Annotated in this window: 24 protein-coding genes; 16 read left to right on the top strand and 8 right to left on the bottom strand. The window is 43.3% G+C overall.

Annotated features, from left to right (window positions below; translation table 11 throughout):
• Positions 1 to 12 precede the first annotated feature (12 nt).
• Positions 13 to 3,687, top strand: coding sequence for a PAS domain S-box protein (locus tag ACP2WE_RS15425; RefSeq protein WP_425216437.1), 3,675 nt, complete (start codon positions 13 to 15; stop codon positions 3,685 to 3,687).
• 152 nt (positions 3,688 to 3,839) lie between these two features.
• A complete protein-coding gene (locus ACP2WE_RS15420; RefSeq protein ID WP_425216436.1) occupies positions 3,840 to 5,261 on the top strand; it encodes a LuxR C-terminal-related transcriptional regulator in 1,422 nt (473 codons plus the stop codon).
• 23 nt (positions 5,262 to 5,284) lie between these two features.
• Here the strand turns inward: ACP2WE_RS15420 and ACP2WE_RS15415 are convergent, their stop codons facing one another.
• The 4 genes from ACP2WE_RS15415 to ACP2WE_RS15400 all read right to left on the bottom strand — a co-directional run bounded on the left by ACP2WE_RS15415 (position 5,285) and on the right by ACP2WE_RS15400 (position 7,525).
• Positions 5,285 to 6,058, bottom strand: coding sequence for an EAL domain-containing protein (locus ACP2WE_RS15415; protein WP_425216435.1), 774 nt, complete (start codon positions 6,056 to 6,058; stop codon positions 5,285 to 5,287).
• 224 nt (positions 6,059 to 6,282) lie between these two features.
• Entirely contained in the window at positions 6,283 to 6,726 is a 444-nt protein-coding gene (locus tag ACP2WE_RS15410; protein ID WP_425216434.1) for a hypothetical protein, read from the bottom strand.
• A 354-nt stretch (positions 6,727 to 7,080) separates the two neighbouring features.
• Positions 7,081 to 7,362, bottom strand: coding sequence for a Txe/YoeB family addiction module toxin (locus tag ACP2WE_RS15405; RefSeq protein ID WP_425216433.1), 282 nt, complete (start codon positions 7,360 to 7,362; stop codon positions 7,081 to 7,083).
• Entirely contained in the window at positions 7,319 to 7,525 is a 207-nt protein-coding gene (locus tag ACP2WE_RS15400; protein ID WP_425216432.1) for a type II toxin-antitoxin system Phd/YefM family antitoxin, read from the bottom strand. The genes ACP2WE_RS15405 and ACP2WE_RS15400 overlap by 44 nt, the downstream gene beginning before the upstream one ends.
• 237 nt (positions 7,526 to 7,762) lie before the next feature.
• Here ACP2WE_RS15400 and ACP2WE_RS15395 point away from each other — a divergent pair, with 237 nt between their 5' ends.
• The gene (locus ACP2WE_RS15395; RefSeq protein WP_425216431.1) at positions 7,763 to 7,963 is read left to right on the top strand and encodes a hypothetical protein; all 201 of its coding nucleotides are present in this window, start codon (positions 7,763 to 7,765) and stop codon (positions 7,961 to 7,963) included.
• Positions 7,964 to 8,197: 234 nt separating this feature from the next.
• On the opposite strand, the gene ACP2WE_RS15390 is transcribed toward ACP2WE_RS15395, so the two are convergent.
• Positions 8,198 to 8,407 carry a hypothetical protein gene (locus tag ACP2WE_RS15390; RefSeq protein WP_425216430.1) on the bottom strand — a complete coding sequence of 70 codons (210 nt, stop codon included), beginning with the start codon at positions 8,405 to 8,407 and terminating at the stop codon, positions 8,198 to 8,200.
• 62 nt (positions 8,408 to 8,469) lie between these two features.
• On the opposite strand from ACP2WE_RS15390, the gene ACP2WE_RS15385 reads away from it, so the two are divergent.
• The 11 genes from ACP2WE_RS15385 (at position 8,470) to ACP2WE_RS15335 (ending at position 19,991) form a co-directional block, all read left to right on the top strand.
• A complete protein-coding gene (locus tag ACP2WE_RS15385; RefSeq protein ID WP_425216429.1) occupies positions 8,470 to 8,661 on the top strand; it encodes a hypothetical protein in 192 nt (63 codons plus the stop codon).
• A 194-nt stretch (positions 8,662 to 8,855) separates the two neighbouring features.
• Positions 8,856 to 11,147: a RecQ family ATP-dependent DNA helicase gene (locus ACP2WE_RS15380; protein WP_425216428.1), complete on the top strand. Its 2,292-nt coding sequence runs from the start codon at positions 8,856 to 8,858 to the stop codon at positions 11,145 to 11,147.
• A 20-nt stretch (positions 11,148 to 11,167) separates the two neighbouring features.
• A complete protein-coding gene (locus ACP2WE_RS15375) occupies positions 11,168 to 12,625 on the top strand; it encodes a DNA-processing protein DprA (RefSeq protein ID WP_425216427.1) in 1,458 nt (485 codons plus the stop codon).
• A gap of 62 nt (positions 12,626 to 12,687) precedes the next feature.
• Positions 12,688 to 14,085, top strand: a complete 1,398-nt coding sequence (locus ACP2WE_RS15370) for a helicase-related protein (RefSeq protein ID WP_425216426.1) — start codon at positions 12,688 to 12,690, stop codon at positions 14,083 to 14,085.
• A gap of 116 nt (positions 14,086 to 14,201) precedes the next feature.
• Positions 14,202 to 14,909: a carbonic anhydrase gene (locus ACP2WE_RS15365; protein ID WP_425216425.1), complete on the top strand. Its 708-nt coding sequence runs from the start codon at positions 14,202 to 14,204 to the stop codon at positions 14,907 to 14,909.
• Between the two features lie 51 nt (positions 14,910 to 14,960).
• On the top strand, positions 14,961 to 15,404 hold the full coding sequence (locus ACP2WE_RS15360) for a hypothetical protein (RefSeq protein ID WP_425216424.1): 444 nt from the start codon (positions 14,961 to 14,963) through the stop codon (positions 15,402 to 15,404).
• Positions 15,405 to 15,446: 42 nt separating this feature from the next.
• Positions 15,447 to 16,556 carry an oxygen-dependent tRNA uridine(34) hydroxylase TrhO gene (trhO, locus tag ACP2WE_RS15355; protein WP_425216423.1) on the top strand — a complete coding sequence of 370 codons (1,110 nt, stop codon included), beginning with the start codon at positions 15,447 to 15,449 and terminating at the stop codon, positions 16,554 to 16,556.
• Between the two features lie 245 nt (positions 16,557 to 16,801).
• Complete coding sequence (locus tag ACP2WE_RS15350) at positions 16,802 to 17,056, top strand: hypothetical protein (RefSeq protein ID WP_425216422.1); 255 nt, start codon at positions 16,802 to 16,804, stop codon at positions 17,054 to 17,056.
• Between the two features lie 216 nt (positions 17,057 to 17,272).
• On the top strand, positions 17,273 to 18,280 hold the full coding sequence (locus ACP2WE_RS15345) for an ABC transporter substrate-binding protein (RefSeq protein WP_425216421.1): 1,008 nt from the start codon (positions 17,273 to 17,275) through the stop codon (positions 18,278 to 18,280).
• Between the two features lie 34 nt (positions 18,281 to 18,314).
• Positions 18,315 to 19,139: an ABC transporter ATP-binding protein gene (locus ACP2WE_RS15340; RefSeq protein ID WP_425216420.1), complete on the top strand. Its 825-nt coding sequence runs from the start codon at positions 18,315 to 18,317 to the stop codon at positions 19,137 to 19,139.
• Positions 19,140 to 19,181: 42 nt separating this feature from the next.
• Positions 19,182 to 19,991: an ABC transporter permease gene (locus ACP2WE_RS15335; RefSeq protein ID WP_425216419.1), complete on the top strand. Its 810-nt coding sequence runs from the start codon at positions 19,182 to 19,184 to the stop codon at positions 19,989 to 19,991.
• 95 nt (positions 19,992 to 20,086) lie between these two features.
• Here ACP2WE_RS15335 and ACP2WE_RS15330 read toward each other — a convergent pair whose 3' ends face one another.
• From ACP2WE_RS15330 to ACP2WE_RS15320, 3 genes are all read right to left on the bottom strand, one after another.
• The gene (locus tag ACP2WE_RS15330) at positions 20,087 to 20,230 is read right to left on the bottom strand and encodes a hypothetical protein (protein ID WP_425216418.1); all 144 of its coding nucleotides are present in this window, start codon (positions 20,228 to 20,230) and stop codon (positions 20,087 to 20,089) included.
• A gap of 124 nt (positions 20,231 to 20,354) precedes the next feature.
• Positions 20,355 to 22,214: an iron uptake porin gene (locus ACP2WE_RS15325; protein WP_425216417.1), complete on the bottom strand. Its 1,860-nt coding sequence runs from the start codon at positions 22,212 to 22,214 to the stop codon at positions 20,355 to 20,357.
• Positions 22,215 to 22,461: 247 nt separating this feature from the next.
• Positions 22,462 to 22,692: a BrnT family toxin gene (locus ACP2WE_RS15320; protein ID WP_425216416.1), complete on the bottom strand. Its 231-nt coding sequence runs from the start codon at positions 22,690 to 22,692 to the stop codon at positions 22,462 to 22,464.
• 161 nt (positions 22,693 to 22,853) lie between these two features.
• Between ACP2WE_RS15320 and dapF the strand changes: the two genes are divergently transcribed.
• Both dapF and ACP2WE_RS15310 read left to right on the top strand, forming a co-directional pair.
• Positions 22,854 to 23,699 (top strand): diaminopimelate epimerase, encoded by an 846-nt coding sequence (gene dapF, locus ACP2WE_RS15315; protein ID WP_425216415.1) that lies wholly within the window; start codon positions 22,854 to 22,856, stop codon positions 23,697 to 23,699.
• A 3-nt stretch (positions 23,700 to 23,702) separates the two neighbouring features.
• Positions 23,703 to 25,229 carry a YifB family Mg chelatase-like AAA ATPase gene (locus tag ACP2WE_RS15310; protein WP_425216414.1) on the top strand — a complete coding sequence of 509 codons (1,527 nt, stop codon included), beginning with the start codon at positions 23,703 to 23,705 and terminating at the stop codon, positions 25,227 to 25,229.
• The last annotated feature ends 31 nt before the right edge of the window (positions 25,230 to 25,260 follow it).

The raw sequence follows: 25,260 nt of genomic DNA, 5'->3' as shown, positions 1-25,260 counted from the left end.
CTCAGTCAAATTGTGTCACACAGCCAAACGGATCGTGCGTTCAAACCCAAAAAATTATCCCTGCGATTGCTATTAGTAGGACCTTTTGTCCTGCAAATTTGTGTAGCCGTAGGTTTAACAGGATGGTTGTCTTGGCGCAACGGACAGCAAGCCGTGAGTGACGTTGCCAGTCGCTATCGTCAGGAAGTGACCGATCGCATTCAGCACCACCTCCATAGCTACTTAGAAATACCCCAATTTATCAACCGCTTAAACGCTGGAAATTCTCAGATCGTACAGGCTGTGGAGTCAAATTTTCAAGATCGAGCCAAAATTGAACGATACCTTTGGACGCAACTTCGGATCTTTGAATCGGTGACTACAATTCACATCGGTACTGAAACTGGAGAATATACGGCGGTAAAACGAGTAGATGGAGGGCAATATAATTTTGATGCGACCGATCGCAACACGAAGGGGGCCTTAAACACCTATGAGATCGATGCCCGAGGCGATCGATCAAACCTGATTCTCGTAACACCTAACTTCGATCCGCGATCGCGACCTTGGTATCGAACAACGCCATCAAATCAAGGAGGTCAATTAAATTCAATCCCTAAATTGTCATGGAGTCCCGTCTATACCTATTATAATTTGCCCGTTTTAGCAATTACGCAGAGCGTTCCCGTTTATAACCAACAGGGAAAGATGTTAGGAGTGGCAGCCGTCGATCTATCCCTGACAGATATCAGTAAATTTCTACAAGGGTTAAGTACAGGATCGACTGGACAGACCTTTATTATGGAACCATCAGGAGAATTGATTGCCAGCTCTGGCTTAGATAAGCCTTTTTTGATTCGTAATGGGAAAACTGAACGGATTCAAGTGCTAGAAAGCAACGTTCCTCTGCTGCGTGCCGTGGCGGCAAACATGGCAAAAGACCCCAGTAATCCCAGCCAATTTCGAGGCAACCAAAAATTTGAGTTTACGATCGCCGATCGACGTCATTTAGCGCAGGTAGAAACCTTCCGCGATCGCTTAGGGCTAAATTGGTTAGTAGTGGTGGTGATTCCTGAGAATGATTTCATGGCAGAAATCGACAAAAATACGCGCACGACACTTCTTTTGTGCCTATTAGCGCTAATCGTCGCGATCGTTTTAGGAATTCTCACCTCTCGTTGGATTACTCGACCGATTTACCGCCTCATTCGTGCCTCAAAGTCCCTGTCCGAGCAATTTGAATCAGGACAGTTAGAAGATGGGTTGCTCGATCGACCATCTCCGAGCGAGAATGTTGAGGAACTGAGTCTGTTGTCACAAGCATTTCATCAGATGGCGACGCAGTTACATCGCTCGTTTAAAACCTTAGAAACTACAAACGCTCAGCTAGAGAGTCGCATTACCGAACGAACCGCAGAATTAAGTCAATCAGAAGAGAAGTTTTCCAAAGTATTTTTAGCCAGCCCTAATCCGATCGCAATCACCGACTATCAAGATGGCACGGTGATTGAAGTCAATAACAGTTTCTTAACAAATTTTGGTTACACCATAGAGGAAGTAGTCGGACAAACTCTATCCACACTAGAAATTTGGGCAAATCCGATTGACTATGCTGAAATTAGTCAAACCCTTCTAAAACAGGAGGCAATTCAAAACCGCGAACTTGAGATGTGGGTTCACTCTGGAGAGATGAAAACCCTCTTGCTTTCTGCTGAGATTATTGCGATCAATCATCAGACCTGCGTGCTTTGGGACTTAAATGACATCAGCGATCGCAAACAACTAGAGCAAGACCTCTGGAAGTCTCAGCAGTTCCTCGATAGCATTATCGAAAACATTCCACTGGCAGTATCTGTGATGGATGTTAACAATGAGTTCCGTAGCGTGTTATGGAACAAAGCTAGTGAAGAGATGTTTGGGGTGTCTCGCAGCGATATCTTTTGGCGAAATATCAACCAAATCTTTACCCAGTCACAAGCCGAGCTATTCCAAACTGGCGATTTAGAAGCCATAGAACAAGGCGTAATGGTCGAAGTTCCTGAAGTGCCCTTGAGGAATATGCCTCAAGGTGACATCTTACTCAGAATGCTAAAATTACCGATTATTGATAATCAAGGCGTTACGACATATTTGCTCTGTATCTTTGAGGATATTACAGCACGCAAACAAGCTGAGATCGCCTTGCAACAGGCAAAAGAATCGGCAGAAGTTGCAAATCATGCCAAGAGTGAATTTCTTGCCAATATGAGCCATGAATTGCGTACTCCCCTCAATGGGGTTTTGGGCTACGCGCAAATCCTGAAACGGGCGCGAAATCTTCCCCAACAGCATAAAGATGGGCTCGACATCATTCAACAATGTGGCGAACATTTACTGACCTTAATCAACGATGTTTTAGATCTTTCTAAGATTGAGGCAAGGCGGATGGAACTCTATCCCAGTGAGTTTAATCTCTCGATCTTTTTAAAAGGAATTGCGGATATTTTTCGGATTCGAGCTGCACAAAAAGGGATTAATTTTGTTTATGAAGTGCTTACAGAACTGCCGATCGCAGTCAAAGCAGACGAACAAAGGCTAAGGCAAGTTCTAATTAATTTAATTGGGAATGCGGTCAAATTTACCGAGATTGGTGGCGTTGCCTTTAAGGTAGGGGTGGTTGATACTCACGAAGAGATTGTTACCATTCGCTTTCAGATCGACGATACAGGCGTTGGTATTGCGCCAGAAAAACTGGAGGAAATCTTTCAACCGTTCCAGCAATCTGGCGATCGCGTTCGCATGGTGGAAGGTACAGGTCTTGGTTTAGCCATCAGTAAAAAACTGGTTGAAATGATGAACAGTAAACTACAGGTAAAAAGCTTGCAGGATGAAGGTAGTAGTTTTTGGTTTGAACTTCAACTTCCAAAAGTGGCTAATTGGGTTCCTACAGAGAAAACTCAAGAACTTATGCTGATAGGGTTTCGACGCCCCAATGGGCAAACCACCTGCAAAGCGATCGTGGTCGATGACAAGCCTGAAAACCGCTCTGTATTAACTAGTTTGCTCGCTCCTTTGGGGTTTGAGATCGAAGAAGCGAGCAATGGAGCTGAATGTTTAAAAACAATAGCAACATTTAAGCCTGATGTGATCTTTATGGACTTGATTATGCCTGTGATGAATGGGTATGAAGCAATTCGACGTTTACGCCAGTCCTCCGATCCAGACATTAAAAATGCGATTATTATTGTGTCTTCTGCTAGCGTGTTTGAGTACGATCAGAAAACTAGTTATGATGTTGGTTGTAATGCTTTTGTTTCTAAACCCGTTAGAACAAAAACATTATTGGATACGTTACAATCACTTCTAAATTTAGAGTGGATTTATGAAGAGTATTCTGAGAGCAACCAAGAAGGATCTGTCAATGTAGACCCAACAATCATGGATGATAGCGATGAAGCGATAGAACTACCATCTCAAGAAGTAATTTGCAATCTTCTCAGTCTGGCAATTATCGGTGATGTGCTTGGAATTGAGGAAATAGCTAGGCAAATCGAACAATCTAGCGATCGCTTTAAACCATTTGCGAGAAAACTGATCCAACTCACAAAGAACTTTCAGGTTAGGCAAATCCAAGAATTTTTGCGGCGATGTACGTGCGAAGATCCAACAGAACAAACTCCGAACGCGAACAACGGCAATCCCTACAATGAGTCAGAGAAAGAAGCCTGATTTGATGAATTAACCCTCAGGTGCTTTGATTTGGTTCGGCACATTTTTAGATACAACTCATTTGGGATTGTTATATTAGTAACTTGAGATACATCGTTTAATGCCAATCTACGGCTCAATTAGATGGCAATCTAAGTCATACAGATATTCTGATGCCTGAGTCACTCGATTCAACTAGACTCCTGTTCGATTTACATCGAGGGACTGAGATTGCACAAAGTTTTTCAGGATGTCTCGAACCAGAAGCGATCGCCTTGCAGCTAACCAACGGGTTAGTCGAAAAATTTGACTGTGCCTTCGCAAGGATTTGGCTGTTAGAACCCAATCAGCAGTTCTTGAAGTTAGTGGCTTCCTCTGGCATGTACACCCATACCAATGGGATGTTTAGCAGAGTTCCTTTAGGAGCCTACAAGGTTGGAAAAATTGCCCAAAATCGGGTTTCATTTTTAAGCAATAATCTTGCAGAGGAGCACTGGGTAGGCAATCGAGAATGGGCGATCGCCAACAAAATTCGAGGCTTTGCGGGGTATCCTTTAGAAATTAGAGGAAAGGTGGTTGGCGTCCTTGCCAGTTTCAGCCATCAGCCTCTTGCACCTGAATTTTTAGAGATATTACCTACCCTCTGCACGATGGTCAGCCTTGCCTTGGATGCAGCTTTACAACATCAGTTAGAAAAACAAACTTGGCAGACTTCCTCTCGGATTCCATCTTTTAGCCATTTTTCATTATCCGATCAACTGGCGTGTATTTTAAGTTCGGCTCGACTCACGCTTGTGGGTACAGAACAAACTTTGACACTTCCACTCTTGTTCGTGTTTCTGCAAGCTGCCGAAACCCTAAATAGAATTGGATGTGCCTACTGTCGTCTGATCTACACAGCGAGTTCTGTGGCGTTGGAGGCAATTGTCCCAGCCCCAAACCTGACTGCTCAGCAATATGGGAATTGGATTCAGTCTGCTTTTGGTGAGTTACTTTTTGCCGTTTCCTGTTTGGGAGGCAGGCTCAACACACAAACAGGGGGAACCCAAGGGGGAATTCAGGTTTCCATTGAAATTCCCTATCCCAGTTGTAAGTTTGGGTTGAGTTTGCGAATTCGGTGTAAGTTCTCTGTTTTACAAATGGCATTTACCCATCTGGCATTTTTAGCAGGGCTAACCATCTGCGATACTGTCGATGATACGATTCCTTTACTCACGGATGATATCACGCAAATTCACTCAGCTAAGCGCGTACTATGGATACAGCAAGACCATCAAACCTTACCGAAAGGGATTCAAGCGAAAGTTGATTTATCGATCGCTGCCGATCGCCTGCGAGAAGCTGTTGATGCTGTGACGCGTGGGGAATCTTGGGGAATTGAGCCTGTAAAGGAATTGCCTCCCCCACTTTCCGATCGCGAATTAGAAATGATGCGCCTATTGGTGCGAGGCTTACGCGATCGCGATATTGCCAATCACCTGATCATTAGCGAAAGCACGGTAAAATTTCACATTAACAATATTTTGTCAAAACTTAAAGCCAAAACCCGTTTTCAAGCGCTCCATCAGGTAATGGTAAATGGTTGGCTAGAATAGATGCAAAACTGTGATTCCGTCTTTCATGGAATCTCGAATGCACTTGGAGAAATTGCGACCAAGGATTGAAATGCAGGTTTAGCAAAATAATAACCCTGAAACAACTCAATACCAAAGGACTTTAAGATACTCAACTCCTCATAGGTCTCAACCCCCTCAGCGATCGCGGTTATTGCCAATTCCTGACACACTTGCAATATCCCTTTGACAATCGCTTGACGACTTTTGTTTTGGTCAATACCCCTGATCAATGCCATATCTAACTTAATAATATCGGTCTGAAGTTCGGCAAGTAGGTTTAATCCCGCGTACCCCGCACCAAAATCATCGATCGCAGTTTTAAATCCTTTCGCCTTGTAATACTGTACGATCTCGCGAACATGGGCAATGTCCTCTACTTTTTCGCCTTCAGTAATCTCAAAGATAATGTGTTCGATTGGAAATCCAAATGTCTCTGACGCCTCAATGGTCGTACGAATACAGAGTTCGGGACGATAAACTGCATTTGGCATGAAGTTAATACTCAGAAACGACTGACACCCCAAATGAGCGGCTAACTTAATGGCTTTGGTGCGGCAACTTTGGTCAAATCGATAGCGATTGCTATCATTCACATTTTCAAAAACCTGCCCCGCAGATTCATTATTTAGCCCACGCACTAAGGCTTCATAGGCAAAGATGCTTTTTGTCGCAGTATTTACGATCGGCTGAAATGCCATTGTGAAATCAAAATCTAGCCCCGCACCACCTGCACATTCTGTGCAGCCAAGTGGTCGATAGTCTTTCTGAATTTTCATTGCATTATTCTTTTAGGTTTGGTGCGCAAGCGTAATAGTCAAGACCTATTTTGGATGACACCCAAGGGCTGAACTCATAAGACATCATAGCTTTTGAGTTTACACAGATCAAATAAGGCTTCAAGTCTTATTCTTTCTATACACTGGTTTCGATCGGGCAATTAGAGAGAATCCCACGATAGGTTAAGCACGATTTCCTTCTCCATACTCTTATCCTTCATAAATTACTTTCCTTTTCGCCACAGGAGACTTCCCTGTAAAGCACCTAACATACCGAGGATAATGAGTATGCCAACGTAGGCAGGCATTGCAATGGAACCTTGCATCATATTCTCTAACCCCAAGCAAAATTTATCGCATTGTTTTTGCTGTTGAAGTATCAATTTCATGAGGGAAACGGCGATCGCGGTCCATAGCATGCCCCCTGAGATAATCCTGACAGCAAAAGTTGTATTTCTAAGAAGCCTCAGCGTCCATGAAATCAATATTGCCATCCCAATATTAAAGAATAGCCAAGGAATGCCTCCCATGACAAAGAACCCTACGAGCAGTCCTCCATAGGTTTTTAATGCGGCTGGGTCTGTTAATGCTAGTGGGATGGGTAAAAGTACAATACCAACAAGGGTACTAATGCCGATTGGAATTATAAATTGGTGTGTAATCCCCATCTTTCTCTCCCATTACAAAAATATTCAACCACAAATTTTCAAGTAAATCGAAAATCTCCATACGCAGTCACACTTTAACAGCTATAAACTTAGATCTAGTCGAGAAACTAGGTCAAACGCATTTGACATCATAGCTTCACAGATTCTAATCGTCAATTTCTAGATCGTGATATTTAGGGCACCTCTAAAAATCAGTCAGAACCAAAAAACGAAAACAAAAGGCGAGGAGAATAGGGAAATATCGCCTCGCACCACACCTAAAGCGCGATTGAATCAGACATTCCTTGATGCAGTTTTGGATAATACCGAGGATGATATTTATGCCCAATCACTCTAAAAAATGCCAGCTATTTTTTAGTAGTGATAACGACAAGCAAGAATCCTAATTTTATCGTCTAGAACTTCATAAACCAGACGATGTTCTCGATCGATCCGCCGCGACCAACAGCCAGAAAGATCGTATTTTAGAGCTTCTGGTTGTCCTGAACCTTCAAACGGACTACGTTGAACTTCACGAATTAGTTTGACGATCTTTAACGCTGTTTTACGATCGCTTTCGATCCACCAAGCCAAGTCCTCAAAAGCGTCTGCATCAAATTCCAAGTTTTTCACAGACTTCTTCCAAAGGAATTCCATTCTGACGATTTTTGGCTGCAAGTAGCCTTGCTTTCATAGCCGGACTGTTGAGTAGATAGGCAGTTTCTCTTTCAGCCATTATTTCTTGCCAGAAAGCAATCGGGACAACGACAGAAACTGTTTGTCCATCAGAATTACAGATGTATTGTAGTGCGTTAGTCATAGCAGCCCGCCAATTCAAGGATGATTTGCTACATTGTCACAATTATACCCGTAAAAGTTTTCGCGATCGCCCGAACCAGTGTGGATAATCTAGCAACTTTGTTAGCAATGTCAATAGTCTAAGCGATCGCCTATCGCCCTACCTCTAAACCGATCGCCTCGCACCACACCTAAAGCGCGATCGGCAAACTTACATATTAAGGAATACAATCAAGTTAGTAACGTTCAAACAACGAATATGCTGAAAACTCTTTGGGCTACTGTTCAAAAAGGAAAAATTGAGTTATTGGAAAATGCAGAACTGCCAGAAGGAACAAGAGTATTGGTGACTTTGCTTTCTTCTGATTACGAGTCTGAGTTTTGGCTTCAGGCGAGTCAGACATCTCTTGATGCTATTTGGGATAATACCGACGATGATATCTATGCTCAATTACTCTAAAAACCTCATCATTTTAGTTCGATGCAAAGCGATCGCCTATTGCCCTACCTCAACCCGATCGCCTCGCACCACACCTAAAGGGCATCGCAGGTAAAATAAACAAAAAGTAGTTATTCAAAATTTATGGCATGGATGCTACTGCACAAAAAATCCGCATCCTTTCAGTCAGAAATCAAAGGGAAGTCGGTTCAAGTTGAAATCCTAAGCCGACTTGAGTAAAGTGAGCATCCTCAGTCAGGAAAGTGTTTCTTCAATTTGTTGGGCAAGATTGCCGTGATTGTTGGCTCCGACAAAGTTTGCTAATGGATCGAAGGGAATAGAAGCTTGGTTGGCAGTCTTTTTAGTTTGAAGTGTTTGAATAAATTGCAAGACGATCTGGATCTGCTGTTCGCTAAGCTTGGCGATCGCTTCTAGGAGTTGTTGGTTTTGATTTGTGGAATACATGCTCATCAATGTATCTATTTTTCTCAGTGTAGCAAATCGTTACTGTTGCAGTAATATCTCAAATGCGATCGCCTATCGCTCTACCTCTATCCCGATCGCCTATCACCACACCTAAAGCGCGATCGCCCCTCACCACCCATAAAACCCAATCGCCTATTTCCTCAAATCAAACAGCGATCGCACCCTCGCCACTCAACACCCGATCGCCTATTCCTCCAACATCAAACAATGATCGCCCCTTCATCACCACATAAAACCCGATCGCCTATTCCCTCAAATCAAACAGCGATCGCCTCTCACTAAACCAAAACCCAATCGCCTAAATCTCAACACCAAATAGCGATAATTTAGTAGTAACCGTGGCAGGCAAAGACTGCTGATGATTATCTCTGCCCATTTGAGAGTCAAGCAATTTTTAAGCTATTATCAGGAAAAATACATATAGCGCATGTCTCAGATAATCCAAGATAAGTTTCCTCTAAATTCTGGTTATGTAACGCAGAGAGGAACATTAGTAAAAATCACAGGATACAATAGTGATGGTCAGTCGATACTTGTAAAGAGATTCGATACAGGCGAAGAGAATCAGATATTTAAGACGGAATGGCTTGGCAGTCTACGTCCTATATCAGAATTATCTTCTGAAGAACTAAAAAAAGTAGCATTACAACCTCTCCGACTAGCTACTGGCAAAAACAACGCCGAATTTCAAGATGATCAATGGGAAGCAATCGAAGGACTAGTTAGAGGAAAATCTAGACAACTAGTTGTTCAGAGGACAGGTTGGGGGAAAAGTATGGTTTACTTTCTTACAACTTTACTACTCAGATTGCAGGGGCGTGGGTGTACTTTACTTATTTCACCACTTTTAGCTTTGATGCGAAACCAGATTGAATCTGCGGAGAAAATTGGAGTTAAAGCTGATGCAATTAATACTGCAACTCAAAATGACTGGGGTAACATCCAAAAACGACTATTAGACAATCAAGTGGATGTACTACTAATTTCTCCTGAAAGGTTAGCAAATGATGATTTTTTAAATAACGTTTTACGACATATTTCTAACAGGGTTGGACTTTTTGTAGTTGATGAGGCTCATTGCATTTCTGATTGGGGACACGATTTTCGTCCCGACTATCAAAGAATTGTTCGTATTTTACAAGCACTACCACAAAATATTCCCATTCTTGCAACGACTGCAACAGCAAATAATCGGGTTATAGATGATATCAAATCTCAGCTAGGTCAAAATTTGCGAATTTCTAGAGGTATGCTAGCAAGAGACAGTCTAAATCTACAAAATATATGGCTTCCTAATCAAGCTGCTAGACTAGCTTGGCTATCTGAAAATATCAATAAATTTACAGGCAATGGAATTATTTACACTCTTACAATTAAGGATGCGGAAGTAGTTTCTGATTGGCTTAGAGCAGAAGGGATAAATGCTGTTGCCTATCATGGCAAGTTAAATACGGAGATTAGACAACAACTGGAAGAGCAACTACTTAATAATGAATTAACAGCCCTAGTTGCCACTAATGCTCTGGGTATGGGTTTTGACAAACCTGATTTAGGCTTTGTAGTTCATTATCAACGCCCCAGTTCAATTGTTCATTATTATCAACAGGTCGGGAGAGCGGGAAGAGGAATATCTAAAGCCTATGGTATTTTGCTTAGTGGACAGGAAGACCAGAAAATTACAGATTATTTTATTGAAGCTGCGTTTCCCCCCGAAGGTCATACCGAAATTGTTTTAAGAGCTTTAAGAAATTCGATTAATGGACTTTCTAAATTTGATTTGGAGAGAGAAATTAATCTTTCTAAAGGACAAATTGATAAGGTCATAAAACTTTTGTCCATTTTGTCTCCATCTCCCATAATAAAGCAGGAGCATAGATGGAAGGCAACTGCTATTCGCTATCAAGTAGACACTGCAAAAATTGAAAGGCTGACAACAATTCGGAAAATAGAACAAGAGCAAATGCTGAAATATATGCAGAGCGATCGCGACTGCTTAATGATGTTTCTGGCAAAAGAATTGGATGATCCTCATGCTTCTCTATGTGGTCGTTGTGCGGTTTGTATTGGCACACCTTTATTTCCTGAGACTTATTCTCAATCAACTGCCAATCGTGCTGTTCAATTTCTTCAGCGATCAGAGCAGATTATTGAGCCACGAAAGCGGATACCACCAAGGTCAATGCCCATTTATAAGTTTACAGGTGATTTACCAAGGAATTGGCAAGCTGAACAAGGTCGTGCGCTGGCAATTTGGGGTGATGCTGGATGGGGCGATCTTGTTAGAATAGGCAAATATCAAAATAATCACTTTGATGATGCTCTTGTAGATGCTACAGTTGATATGATTCAACGTTGGAGACCTGATCCGTTTCCGACTTGGATTACGTGTGTACCATCACTGAACCATCCTACACTTGTACCTGAATTTACACTTAGATTAGCGGCAAAACTAGGCTTGCCGTTTATTGATTGTGTTCAAAAGACTCATTCCAGACACCCACAAAAACAGATGAGTAATAGCTATCAACAAGCACATAACCTAGATGGAGCTTTTGCTATAAATCAGTCATTGATTAAAAATGATGCGCTGTTTTTAGTGGATGATATGGTAGATTCACGATGGACATTTACAATTACTGCTGCTTTACTAAAACGCTTGGGATGTGGTTCTGTTTTCCCTGTAGCTCTTTCAGTTACATCTCTGAGTACGGAAAATTAAAACAGGAGATATAAATAAAAATGATGCCAGACTTTACAATATCTTCAGATACACAAGCTATTTTATTACTATGTGCTAGTTTTGGACAGTCACGCGATTCTGAAATTAAGCCGCTAAATATATCAGAATATAATTATGTAGCAGATTGGCTAAAAGGTCAGCAAATGCGTCCATCTCATCTACTAGATGAAAATACGGAACTCAAATGGAATGAACTATTAAATATTAGTACAGAGAGGATTAAGAACCTTTTAAAGCGCGGTGTAACTATGGCTCTTGCATTGGAAAAATGGAAAAGTCAAGGTATATGGATTCTTAGTCGCGCTGACAAGAACTATCCTGAAAAATTTAGAAAGCATTTACGTCATATGTCACCACCGATTCTTTATGGAGTTGGTAATTGTTCTATCCTTTCTCTTGGAGGGCTTGCAGTTGTTGGTTCGCGAAATGTAGACGAAGAAGGGCTTGAGTATACGAGAAGAGTATCGCAATCTTGTGTTGAATCAGGGATACAAGTTATATCTGGTGCAGCAAGAGGAGTAGATCGTGAAGCAATGCTTTCTGCATTAGATATAGGTGGTTCAGTAATAGGAATAATGGCTGATAGCCTCTCAAAAGAAGCAGTTTCGACTAAATATCGTGAAGGGCTAGAATCTGAAAGGTTAACTCTAATCTCAAGTTATGATCCTGATGCAAGATTTAATGTAGGCAATGCAATGGGTAGGAATAAATATATTTATTCTCTTGCAGACTTTGGGCTTGTTATATGTTCTGATTTTAATAAAGGTGGAACTTGGGAAGGAGCTACAGAAGTTTTAAAAAAATATACATCAATTCCAGTATTTGTAAAAATGGAAGGCAGTTTGTCAGAGGGTAATATTAAATTATTGGAAAGAGGTGCTAATCGCTTCCCTGAGTCACCTTGGAAACCAAACTTAAAAAAATTACTTTGTGATTTATTGCCTGATATTTCTGACAGTATCACTTCACAGTCAGCATTTGTTAAGGATTCCTTTGATAAAAATGGACAAAGCGAATCTCCATTCCTAAATTTAGATAACGCTTACCTAGTTTCAGATAATCAAGAGCTAGATCATATCGGTAATGAGATAGAATCAGACTTATCAGAATTCAACTGTAGTCATAAGGTTGATATATTAGAAGTTGATCATAGCCTTTATAGCTCAAAAGAAAAATTAGTCTTAGAAATAAAAGGAATTAATACACCTACAAGCTTTTATGAATTTTTCTTGCAGGTAATTCCCAAATATCTGGAGCAACCCAAAACATTGACCGCTATTCTTGACGATGTAAATTCCAACTTTTCTAATGATTTAAAGGAAGGACAATTAAAAGAATATCTAAAACGAGCTGTCTCTGAAAAGAAATTGCAAAAAGATAAAAGTGGAAAATATTCTTATTCTGTGAATCAACTCTCAATACTAGAGTTTGTTGGGAATAAAATTGAAAACTCTTAGAAATTAGATGAGCGAGCAAAAGATGTATTATTTTTGCTTTGAATAGTACCTGATGACATAATTTGAAAACCTTCAGTACGATCGCCAATGCCCTCGCTATGCAGGAAAAACTGATGCTGTATGGCATTCGCTACCGCCCCAATTACAAGATCGCGATCGCCGAAATCTTCCCCGAAATCTCAGGCGAAAATCTGCGACCTGATTTAGTGCAGGCAATTAAAGTCAGTCCCCTAGCCGTCGAGCAAGTCTTGCTAGAAGCCAAAATCGACAGTATCATCAGCCATCTCAAAACAGGAACCCTCATCTATACCCACTATGTCGATGGCATGGTCGAACCTCTCCGTAAAGCGATCGCTGCGGCAGGCTATACAGTGGGCTTATTCACGGGAATCGAAGATACCCATCAGCGCGAATCATCCTTACAAAAGTTTATCGACAGGGAAATCGATGTTCTGATCGGTACGGCTCCCATCGGTACAGGGGTAAATGGATTGCAGTACGTTTGCGATCGCATGATTATCGCTAGCCTACCTTGGACTCATGCCGAATACGAGCAACTAGTCGGGCGACTCTATCGCCAAGGCTCGAAATTTGAAAAAGTAGAAGTGGTAATTCCCCAAGTTGTCCTCGCTCACAACAATGATGTATGGTCGTGGGATCGTCAGTACCGATGGAATCGCATCCAATGGAAGAAGTCCCTTGCCGATACTGCCCTTGATGGTGTGATTCCCAAAGGCGAACTCGCATCTGAAAAAGTGGTGCTGCAAAAAGCAGGTGAAGCTCTGCAAGGATGGATCGATCGCCTTGAGCGTGGTGAAGTTTTTGAAATCGATCGCGAAGAATTGCGCGTACCTTTACCCGAAGCGATCGCTAAAATCCTACAACGCCGCTTTGGTGACCTCTCCGCTATGAATAACCGCTTTAACAATGCCTACAGCAAAACCACCCACGATCGCCTCACCCAAAACCCCGAAGAATGGTATCAATACCACACCCTCTATCGCGAAGCCCGTCAAACTTGGACAGAAGTTCCCTATGAAAAAATTGCCGAGAGTCTGCGAAATCATCCCGATCTGGTGATTGGTGATTTTGGATGTGGTGAAGCCAAACTAGCCGACCTGCTCCCCAATATCGTTCGCTCTTTCGATCACATCGCCATTAACGATAAAGTTATCGCCTGTGACATCACCCATACACCTCTCGACGACAAAACCCTCGATGTCGCTGTATTTTCTCTCTCGCTTATGGGGCTAAACTATGCAGACTATCTCAAAGAGGCATATCGCACGCTCAAGGGTGGAGGCAGTCTACTGATTGCCGAACCCCAAAGTCACTGGGCAGAGAAAACACCCGAACTTTTAGCCGCGATCGCTCAGGTAGGCTTTATGGTCAGTCATCCGCAAACACGCGATCGCTTCCTTTACATCAACGCCACCAAGCCTCTAATTGCTTCGATTTAAACGGATGCTGCAAGGGCAGCCGTTTTACAATTGTTAAGTTTAGTTTGTTCGACACAACTTGCTTACTTCGCCAAAACTAGAATAACTCTGTTTACAGAATGTAGCGTTGGACACCTATGAGAAAGCTAATCAGAGGTTTACGAGATTTTAAAGATAATCATTTTCCTTCCCATTTAGAATTATTTCAACTGCTGGGCATGGGGCAAAAGCCCAGAGTTTTATTTATTACCTGTTCGGACTCGCGGATCGATCCCAACCTATTGACCCAAGCTGACGTTGGTGAATTATTTATTATGCGCAATGCAGGCAACATTATTCCACCCTATGGAACGCTTTGCGGCGAAGGCGCGACGATCGAGTATGCCATTCAGTCGCTGGAGATCGAGCAAATCATCGTTTGCGGACATACGCACTGCGGTGCGATGAAGGGCTTATTACAACTCGAACACCTGCGCGAAGAGATGCCGATTGTGTATGATTGGCTAAAACTAGCGGAAGGAACGCGGCGATTAGTTAAAGAAAATTACACGAACTTCCCAGACAAAGAATTACTAGAAATTACCAGCGCTGAAAACGTACTGACTCAGATCGACAATCTAAAGACCTATCCAATCGTGCGATCGCGCCTTTTTCAAGGCAGGTTAAATATTTACGGCTGGGTCTACAATTTAGAAACGGGCGAAGTCCTAGCCTATGATTCCGTCAGTCATTCCTACGTTCCACCGCAACATCAGATCTTAGACGAGCTACCCGAACCATCCTATGGGGTAAACTTGGGGAGTCCAGAAAAGCTCAGTATAGAGTACGATTCTGTCAATTTGTAACGCAGTCGGTTTGAATTATGATATTACGAATGGAAGGAGATTGATTTGCTCATGCAAGAAGCTATAGAACGGATCGAGTCAGCCAAGGCAGGAATTATTGCAGCAATTGCAGTTAGTCTTGCGGCAACGATCGCGAAAATAGTCAGCCAGTTTTGGTTAGGCATGGGGGGAAATGCCCACGAAACCTTACTGCCATTCTTAGGGAGTCTTGCGATCGCGGCAATCAGTGGATTTCTATTTGGGGCTACCTACCGTTATGCCGTTCGCGATGAAACCAATCCGCACCTAAAAACTGGAACCTTGCTAGCGTTTGCCCTTGTCAGAGGTTTGGGGCAGGTAGAAATGCTACTCAACAGTCAAGATTTAACGCAAATGCTTTGGGCATCTGGTCTGGTACTTGCAGAAAGTATATTCTGGTTTGCAGTAGCTCAAGCCTGTTTGGAGTTTTGTTTTTCTAGAAATTTGCTTCGGCAGATCGCCAGCGATCGCCAATAAATCTATGCATAAACAGTCTGTATTTTGAAGTCCCCGCTATCCATGAACATTCGATTATTTCAACCCCAAGATCGAGATCTCGTAACGCAGTTGTGGCATGACATTCATGCCAACGCCAACTGCCATGACCTCGCAATAGAGAATTCCAGTCAATTTATTTATATCGCTGAAGCAGAAGGGGAAATTATTGGTTTAGGCGAACTTGAAACGAGCGGACAGATCGATCGCTTTTACTGTCACAAAGATTTTCAGCGCTGCGGTGTTGGCATTCGTCTCTATCGGGCGATCGAGGCAAAAGCTATAGAATTAAGCATCGAGCGTCTATTTACTTCGGTGACTGGTTCGGCAAGGGCATTTTTTAAGAGCAGGGGATTTACCATTGTGAAGGAATGGCAAGACTCTAGCAAAGGACAGAAAATAGCAAACTATCTCATGGAGAAGTCTCTAGAAAAGTCCGAGCAATTTGTGGTGGCAACTTTTTATCATTTTACCGACCTATCCGACTATCAAGCCATGCGTTCCTCGCTCAAGTCTTTTTGCCATAGCCACGGGCTTAAAGGGTCAATTCTCTTAGCACAGGAGGGAATTAACGCCACGATCGCGGGCAGTCGTGCGGGAATGGATGCTTTACTGAGCTATCTGCGATCGGATATCCGCCTCCAAAGCCTCGATCATAAAGAGTCTTACTGCAAGGTCATGCCTTTTCAAAAGATTCGCGTGAGATTAAAAAAAGAACTGGTCAAGATGGGCATCCCTGAGATCGATCCGACCCGTGAGGTTGGAATTTATGTGGAACCTAAGGATTGGAATGCGCTGATTTCTGACCCTACCGTGATGGTGATTGACACGCGCAATATTTATGAAGTCGAGTTTGGGACTTTTTGCGGTGCGATCGATCCGAACTTAGAAACCTTTGGCGAATTTCCAAAGTATGTGGACGAGCATCTCAATCCCAACCAGCATCAAAAAATCGCCATGTTCTGTACGGGAGGAATTCGCTGTGAGAAGGCAAGCGCTTATATGTTGGCGCAGGGTTTTTCAGAGGTGTATCACCTCAAAGGCGGCATCCTCAAATATTTGGAAGAAGTTCCCCCGAACGAGAGTCTGTGGCAAGGAGAATGCTTTGTGTTTGACGATCGCATTGCCCTATAGAACCCATTTGATATCTCAGGAAGCACCCGCAAGGCGATTAAGCATAAGCCTTAAGGGCATCTCTAAAAATACAAACAAGAGTAGGCTAGCAATAGCCAAGTCTAATAGGACGAATTAGGCTTCGGCTCAGCTCAGCTAGACAGAAGAATTGGGAAACACAGCCGAATAAACTAGCCCAAAAAGATACGGACGCAAGATGGACAAATCTGTTTATGTTTGAGGATTGCCAGAACATCAGCGAGACAATGGTTCAAGTCAGCAATCGGCAGTTTCAAAATTTAGTTTTACCCAGTCAGTTTCTATTTCCCTTAGTAGCAAAAGCGAACTTCGATCGAGCACAACCAATGCAGTTTAAAGCGCAATTGTTTGAAGGACATTGGCAGGGAAATCAAGCTTTGCACGCCTATATGCCTATGCAAGAGCGATCGCTTGGCGAGCATCTTGTTCAACAACTCAATGCGCCATTCGAGGTTTGTCACACCACCCTTCTTTCTTTGTAATGGTATATACAGAAACTTCTTCTCTACTCACCTTAAATACGAGGAACCCTTGTATACAGTATACATATTTAACTTTGTAGAGCAAGAATGCGTCATATTTTTCAGAAACAACTACATCGAGTTCTTTTACTTGCTATAGCATCAGCAGTGCTAGCTGCTTGCAATCCGTCACCACCTAGTCCAAATCCAACTGACAAAGCTTCATCGCCAACTTCAATGGCACCTCAAGCAGGCACTCCTGACAAAAAAGCCAAACAAGACATTCGAGTGCAGTTGCCTTTTTTAAAACAAAGTCTTGATGCACCTCTAATTGTTGCGATCGAAAAAGGATACTTTGCCGAAGAGGGATTAAACGTCACTTATGAGCGCGGTTTTGGTAACGCTGATACGATTAGCAAGCTTGGTACTGGCAAGTACGACCTTGCATTTAGCGATATTTATAACGCGATGGAATTCAATGAGAAAAATCCGAATGACAAAATTATTGCTGTTGCCTTCTACCAAAACAAAGCTCCATTTTCGATTGTCACGCTCAAGTCAAGTGGAATTAAGACTCCTGCCGATCTAGCAGGTAAAAAAATTGGCGCACCCGCAGGGGATGGACCTCGTAAGCTCTTTCCACTTTTTGCGAAAGAAGTGAAACTTTCCCCTGATTCGATTACTTGGGAAACGATGGAACCAAAATTGCGCGAAACTTTCTTGTTGCAAGGAAAAGTTGATGCGGTCAGTGGTTTCTATACTTCAGTTATTCCCTCTTTAATCAAAGCTGGGAAAACCATGGATGACATCCAAATCTTCTTTTATGATGAATTTGGGTTGGATTTTTATGGCAATGGAATTTTGGTTAAGCAAGACTTCATGGCAAAAAATCCTGAAGCGATCAAATCATTTCTCAAAGCCTATTTTCGTGGCATGCAGGACGTAGTGAAAGATCCAAACGCAGCTCTTGATTTAGTTGTTTCTACCGATCAAAGTAAATTGATGGATCGAGATGCCGAAAAACTGCGTCTGAAGTTGGCGATCGAACGGATGTATGTAACCCCAGAAGTTGAAGCTGCAGGTTTTGGCGGTGTTGATATGAAACGTCTAGAAAAGAGTGTTGCCCAGACCATAGAAGGATTTAAGCTGAAACCCGTTACCGCAACAGATATGTTCACGGATAAGTTTTTGCCTGCTAAAGAACAACGAATGGTTCCTCCAGTTGCCGATCGCAAACCATTGTAATCTCACCCCACACTTTTAAATTGGTAAAGCTAAAATGGTACAGCCTCTAACTTCTTCATCATCTGAAGCCACTGCTCCTTCTATGCCCTTGCTAGAATTCGATCGCATTGGCTTGGAATATCCGTTTGGTGAATCAATCCGCACGATCATTCAGGAAATTACGCTCAACATTCAACCAGGCGAATTTGTGTCGTTTGTTGGCCCAAGCGGCTGCGGTAAAACCTCAATTTTGAGGATGGTTTCGGGCTTGAGTCCCACCAAAATTGGGGAGTTACGCTGTCATGGACAAGCTGTAACCAAGCCACTCAAAAATGTGGGCATCGCTTTTCAAAATCCTGTGTTGCTGCCTTGGCGACGCACAATCGATAATGTTCTATTGCCACTGGAGGTCGTACATCCCTATAAGCGCGACTTCAAAGTTAGTCGAGATCGCTATGTAGAAATGGCTCAAAAGCTATTGCAAGCAGTCGGATTAAAGGACTTTCAACAGCAATTTCCTTGGCAATTGTCGGGCGGCATGCGTCAGAGGGCTTCTCTTTGTCGTGCCTTGATTCACCAACCTGAGATTCTATTGTTGGATGAACCTTTTGGTGCGCTAGATGCATTTACCCGTGAAGAAATGTGGGTAATGCTGCAAGATCTTTGGATGCAAGCAAAATGCGTGGGAATTCTAATTACCCACGATTTGCGCGAGGCGGTATTTCTATCCGATACTGTCTATGTTATGAGTCCCCGTCCCAGCGAGATTGCCTGCGTTCAGAAAATCGATCTGCCGCGTCCTAGAACATTAGAAATGTGTCTCAGTGATGAATTTGGACATCTTGCCGCCGAGTTGCGTCGCCATATTCACAAAAACTAAACCATGAATCTGACCTCTTAGCTTTACCAATGAAGGAAATATATGCAGGGAACCGTTGAGAGTTTAAGGCGATCTCCGAAGAAGTTTGATTTTGATGCTTTTCTGAATACCAAAGCCGCGACAATCATGTTGCCGACGATCGCGGCAGTTGTACTATTTATTGTTTGGGAAGCAGCAGTATGGATATTTAAAATTCAACCTTTTAATTTACCAGCTCCTTCTAAAATTTTGGAAGCTGCAATCAAATTTGCTCCCCAACTTACAGAAAACTCATGGCGAACAGTCTGGACAACCTTTGCAGGTTTTGCGATTGCTAGTGTAATCGGAGTTGTTCTGGGATTTTTGATTGGTTACTCGCGCTTTATTTATCTGACTTTCTATCCATTATTGGTTGCTTTCAACACAATTCCCAAATCGGCCTTGGTGCCTTTGCTGGCAGTTTGGTTTGGTGCGAATGCTATCCCTGCGATCGTAACGGCTTTTTTGCTAGCCTTTTTTCCGATCGCGGTTAACGTGGCATTGGGTTTAGAGACGATCGAACCTGAAATGAAAGATGTTATGCATGCTCTAGGTGCATCTGATTTTGAAGTCTTCCAAAAAGTTGGTTGGCCGCATACATTGCCCTATGTCTTCGCGTCTCTCAAAATTGCCGTTTCTTTTTCCTTTATTGGAGCCGTAATTTCTGAATCAATCGCTTCTAATGCAGGCTTGGGCTATCTGATCGTACAGGCAGCATCAGACTTTAATGTTCCTCTTGCTTTTGCTGCGTTGATTACGCTCGCAGTTTTAGGCGTGATGCTCTATACCTTATTTGTCGCTATAGAAAAGAAAGTTATATTCTGGGCACGATAGACAAACCTAGAAAGCATCTGGGGTGATTTACAACTACATATTCCTGTTAATTACTAAATCTCCAAAAAGGCTCGCTAAGCGAGCCTTTTTGTTTATCAAGGCTTTGGAAGCCATGCCCAATGACGATAATTTTGGTGTAGGTGTATTTGTGGTTCGTTGACTGCGTTTGCATCTTCAAATCTTTGGCGATCGCGATTGTCGCTATTTCTTTCTTGTTGATTTTCACGACGAGCTTTCATAACTTTTTTTACTCACAATTTAAAATCTGTATTTGTATTATAAGCTACATATCTACCTAGATCGCAAAAAAGAGTGTCATCATGTGATGACACTCTTTACAGAAAATTGAACCGTCGTAATTTGCTAGAAGCTAAACTGGGTACGCAGATTACCGACAAACACGGTTGGGTTAGTCGAGAAATTATTGGGATTAAAAATTGCGTAAAACGCAGGCACGATCGCGATATTTTTGCCGATCGGGTAGTAGTAAGAAAGCTCTAAATCGTATTGAGTTGAACCATCGCCACCACCTGAAACCAAGAAATTGCGCCCACTGCTGTAACTATAAGGAACGACGAAGGAAAGTACACCCAACGCACCTTCCTTAAACAGATCGGGAAAGCCTAGCCCAAACTGAAAGGAATTAACACTAACACTACCGCCAGGAATTGCAGGATTGAGCGGCGAAATATTGGTGTTACCGAAAGAATAGCGACCAAAAACACCAAAGTTTTTCGTAATCAACCAATCGAAGTTCAAGATCACTGTATCTGCGGTCGCGTTGTTGATTCCTCCACCTTGACCATCATCAGCAATGCCATAGGGCAATGGCTCTGCGGTTGCACCACTAATGCGATCGCCATTCGTTTTAATGTTTGAGCGCGTATATAACAAGCGAATGTTGGCATCGCGACTTGGTGAATACACTAGTTCCGCCGTAAGCGTATTTGTGCCTCCAAATAGACCTTGTTGCGGATTACTAGAAGTATTGAAGTTAGGGTTAGTAGCGCTGAGGAATTCTGTATTTTCTCCAAGATAAGCAGCAGTCAGCCTAAATTGCGGACTGATAGTCCAAGCAATAACTGCACCCGAACCGCGATCTACTGCATTCGAGAGCGTACTTCCATTTGAGTTAAAACTTGTAGCACCTGTCAAGAAGTTCGTAAATCGATTTTGATCGAAATAACGATAGAAGTTCACGCGTGGTCCAATCACTACATTGACGTTATTTGCGAGCGGAAAGCTGTAAAACAACTCACGAATACTAACTTGACCCGCAGTTGGCACACCTGTCTGGTCTAGGAATGGCGTTCCCCAAGAATTGGTATAGCCCGCCGACACAAAATTATTAGCGGGAGAACTTCCATTTCCTGAGACCAATTGAGTCACTAAAGCATCTTTACCCGTAAATGAAGTCGTGAAATTCAAAAATAGATAGTAGCCAAAGGTAACGCTCGGACGTTGAGTTATCACTCGCGAAGGTTGTCGCGTGACAGGATTGCGTGTTGGATTTGCAAAAAGGTTGGGGTTGGCAGGATTGCGCTCTGCGATCACATCGCCTGAAGCTGTCGCACCAGTCAAATTAAAGAACACCAGACCAGTGAGTTTGGTCGTCGGTGAAAATTGCTGTGCATCAAGCGTTGCAACTTTATTTTCAAGCGCATCAACCCGACCGCGCAGGGTAGCTAACTCAGCCGCAAATTCTTCTTGCAGTTTCTGTAAAGCCGCGAGATCTTCCTTTGAAACCTTGTCGGCTAAACCTGCGGAAATAATTTCGTTAATTTTATCCAAACAAGCATTTAAGCCAGCCGCAAATTCATATCGAGTTAACGATCTACCACCCCGAAAAGTACTGTCAGGATATCCTGCAATGCAGCCATAGCGCTCCACCAGAGATTGCAGGGCTGTAAATGCCCAATCGGTTGGACGTACATCAGATAGTTGCGAAACAGAAGTAACACCTGCAAGACTTGCAGGCTGAACCAGATTATCTACTTCTAAATTACCGATGGACGAGCTGGTGGATAAATTTGGTTTGAGCGTGACGGAAGCATCTTGGCGATCGATTAAATTACCAATTGATGTTGTTGTAGCCGGTTTAGATGAACTCAACGATAAACTTTCTGGTGTTTGAGGTGCAGCCTGAGTAGGTGCATCATACAAAGCAGATAGCGCGACAAATATCGCCAGAAATGAAAGCGAACCAGTGCAAGCTTTTGACATAACTCCTCAAACCAATTACCTACAAATCAACAAACAATCTTGAAAAATAACAGTAATTTGGATACTGTATACAGTATCCAAATTACTCCGATTAAACGTTGAGTGGTGTTTGCTTTCTGTATTGCAGGATACTCAGGCATTAAACGTCAATCTCTTAAGCAATACTATCGATTTATTTCTCTGTTAGATTTAGATCCTATTTCGATTAAATCTCATCCTAAATTCCTAGATCTTTGCTCCTACGGCACTATTGCTTACTAATTTTGTCCGAAGTATTGGGGTAAACTACAATTAGTAATCTTCCTTGATTGGAAAAAACAAGATCGATAAATCGGTCTTCATCTATTGAGTGTATGGGATCGCTAAGTGTAATCGATAAAGGATCGTTGAATACAGTCTTTCCTTCTTGAAAACTAATGCCATATTTCTTGATATTTTCAGTTTCTTTTTGCTCGTCCCACTCAAATGTTAGTTCCACAACTTAGTCTAATCCATCAAAACATTTCAAGATATTCGTTAGCGTAGTTTATTGTGTGGAATAGGTTTTACTGTGGTTTAACATCGTGTCAGGATTCCTTGAGTGGGGTTCATATGAATGAGCTAAAATGGGGGCTAATTTAGATTTCAACTTGTACCATCATGGCGATCGCATTTAGTAAATATCATGGGCTGGGCAATGACTTCATTCTCATGGATAACCGAGATCGACCTGAACCTTGTATAACGCCCGAACAGGCAGTGCAGTGGTGCGATCGCAACTTTGGCATTGGGGCAGATGGCGTGATTTTTCTCTTGCCCACATCCGATCTGAATCGTGGCAACTACAGGATGCGGATTTTTAACTCCGATGGTTCCGAGCCAGAAATGTGTGGCAATGGCATTCGTTGTCTTGCCAAATTTATGCAGGACTTAGGTATCGAACCCGTGGAGGGGAAGTACGAGATTCAAACTGGAGCGGGTAAGATCGTGCCGCAACTGGATGCCGACGGACAGGTGACTGTGGATATGGGCGAACCCGTGCTTTTGGCAGCGGAGATTCCGACAACCTTAGGCGAACCCCAGAGCAAAATTATCAACTATCCTCTCGAAGTCGATGGAAAGACCTGGGCAGTAACGACTGTAAGCATGGGAAACCCTCACTGCATTACCTTTGTGCCTGATGTCACCAGCATTCCCCTCAAAGAACTCGGTGTCAAATTTGAGCATCATTCGGCATTCCCCAAGCGTACAAACACGGAATTTATTGAAGTGGTTCGTCCCGACTATATCAAGATGCTAGTGTGGGAACGCGGTGCAGGTGCAACCCTCGCCTGTGGAACGGGAGCCTGTGCCTCTTTGGTCGCAGGTGTGTTAAATAACCTCTGCGATCGCCTCTGTACTGTTAATCTGCCAGGAGGGGATTTACGCATTCACTGGTCGGCAGAAACCAATCACGTCCTGATGACTGGCCCCGCCCAGAAAGTGTTCGTAGGTGAGATTGCATAAATCGTGTTAGCAAGAGTTTGGAGTGCATCGGTTTTAGGCATCAATGCCGTACAAGTGGGCGTAGAGGTGGATGTTGCAGGCGGTCTACCGGGAATTGTCGTGGTTGGCTTGCCTGATACTGCCGTGCAAGAGAGCAAAGAACGGGTAAAAGCAGCGCTTAAAAACTCTGGCTATTCCTTCCCTATGCGAAAGATCGTCGTAAATCTAACCCCTGCCGATCTGCGAAAGGAGGGGCCTAGCTTCGATTTGCCGATCAGTATTGGCATTCTCGCAGCTTCCGACCAAGTCGATCCGATGCTGTTGGGTGACTTTTTATTTGTGGGCGAAGTTTCCCTTGATGGTTCCCTACGAGCCGTTTCGGGCGTACTGCCGATTGCTGCCTCGGCAAAAAAGATGGGGATTAGCGGTATGGTCGTACCGATTGAGAATGCCCAAGAAGCGGCTTTAGTCAAAGGTCTAGCTGTGTATGGCTTACAGAACCTAACGGAGGTTGGAGATTTCTTAGCCAATCCGCAACAATATCAGCCTGCGATCGCCGATCGCGACATGCCCAAGCCTACGGAAGTTCCCTTTAAGCTCGACCTTAAGGATGTCAAAGGACAGCAACATGCAAGACGAGCTTTAGAAGTTGCAGCGGCAGGCGGACACAACCTGATTTTTGTGGGCGCTCCTGGTTCTGGGAAAACTCTATTGGCTCGACGTTTGCCCAGTATTCTGCCCGATCTATCTTTCCAAGAAGCCTTAGAGATTACACAGGTCTATTCCGTAGCGGGACTGTTAAAGGGAAAGGGATTAGTCTGCGATCGCCCGTTTCGCAGCCCCCATCACTCGGCATCAGGTCCTGCTCTTGTAGGTGGTGGTAGCTTTCCAAAACCGGGAGAGATATCTCTCGCCACCCATGGGATCCTTTTTCTTGACGAACTCACCGAATTCAAACGCGAAGTCCTAGAATTTCTGCGTCAACCGCTGGAAGATGGCTGTGTTAGTATCTCTCGCACGCGTCAATCCGTAGTCTTTCCAGCCCAGTTTACCCTGATTGCAAGTACGAATCCTTGTCAATGTGGATATTACGGTGATTCTATTCAACCCTGTACTTGCACGCCGCGCCAACGCGAACAATATTGGGCAAAACTATCGGGACCCTTGATGGATCGGATCGATTTGCAGGTGGCAGTGACCCGACTCAAGCCCGAAGAAATCATGCGATCGCCTGAGGGAGAAAGTTCGGAAGCGGTGCGATCGCGGGTTCAGGCAGCACGTCAACGTCAGCAAGAGCGATTTCAAGCCGAGGCACAGGTTAACTGCAATGCCCAGATGCAGGCTCGACATATTCGTCAATGGTGTCAACTTGATGAAGCCTCGCGAAATTTACTCGAAGCTGCAATCAAGCGATTGGGGCTGTCTGCCCGTGCCACGGATCGGATTCTCAAAGTATCGCGCACGATCGCTGACCTTGCCGCTGAGGAAACCATCAAAACCGCTCACCTTGCCGAAGCTGTACAATATCGCACGTTAGATAGAATGACGTAAAACTAAGATCGCTGTAGCCCATGTCTACAGA

The organism is Tumidithrix helvetica PCC 7403, assembly GCF_965232925.1.
GTDB lineage: Bacteria > Cyanobacteriota > Cyanobacteriia > Pseudanabaenales > Pseudanabaenaceae > Tumidithrix > Tumidithrix helvetica.
This window is presented reverse-complemented; position numbering and strand designations above follow the sequence as displayed.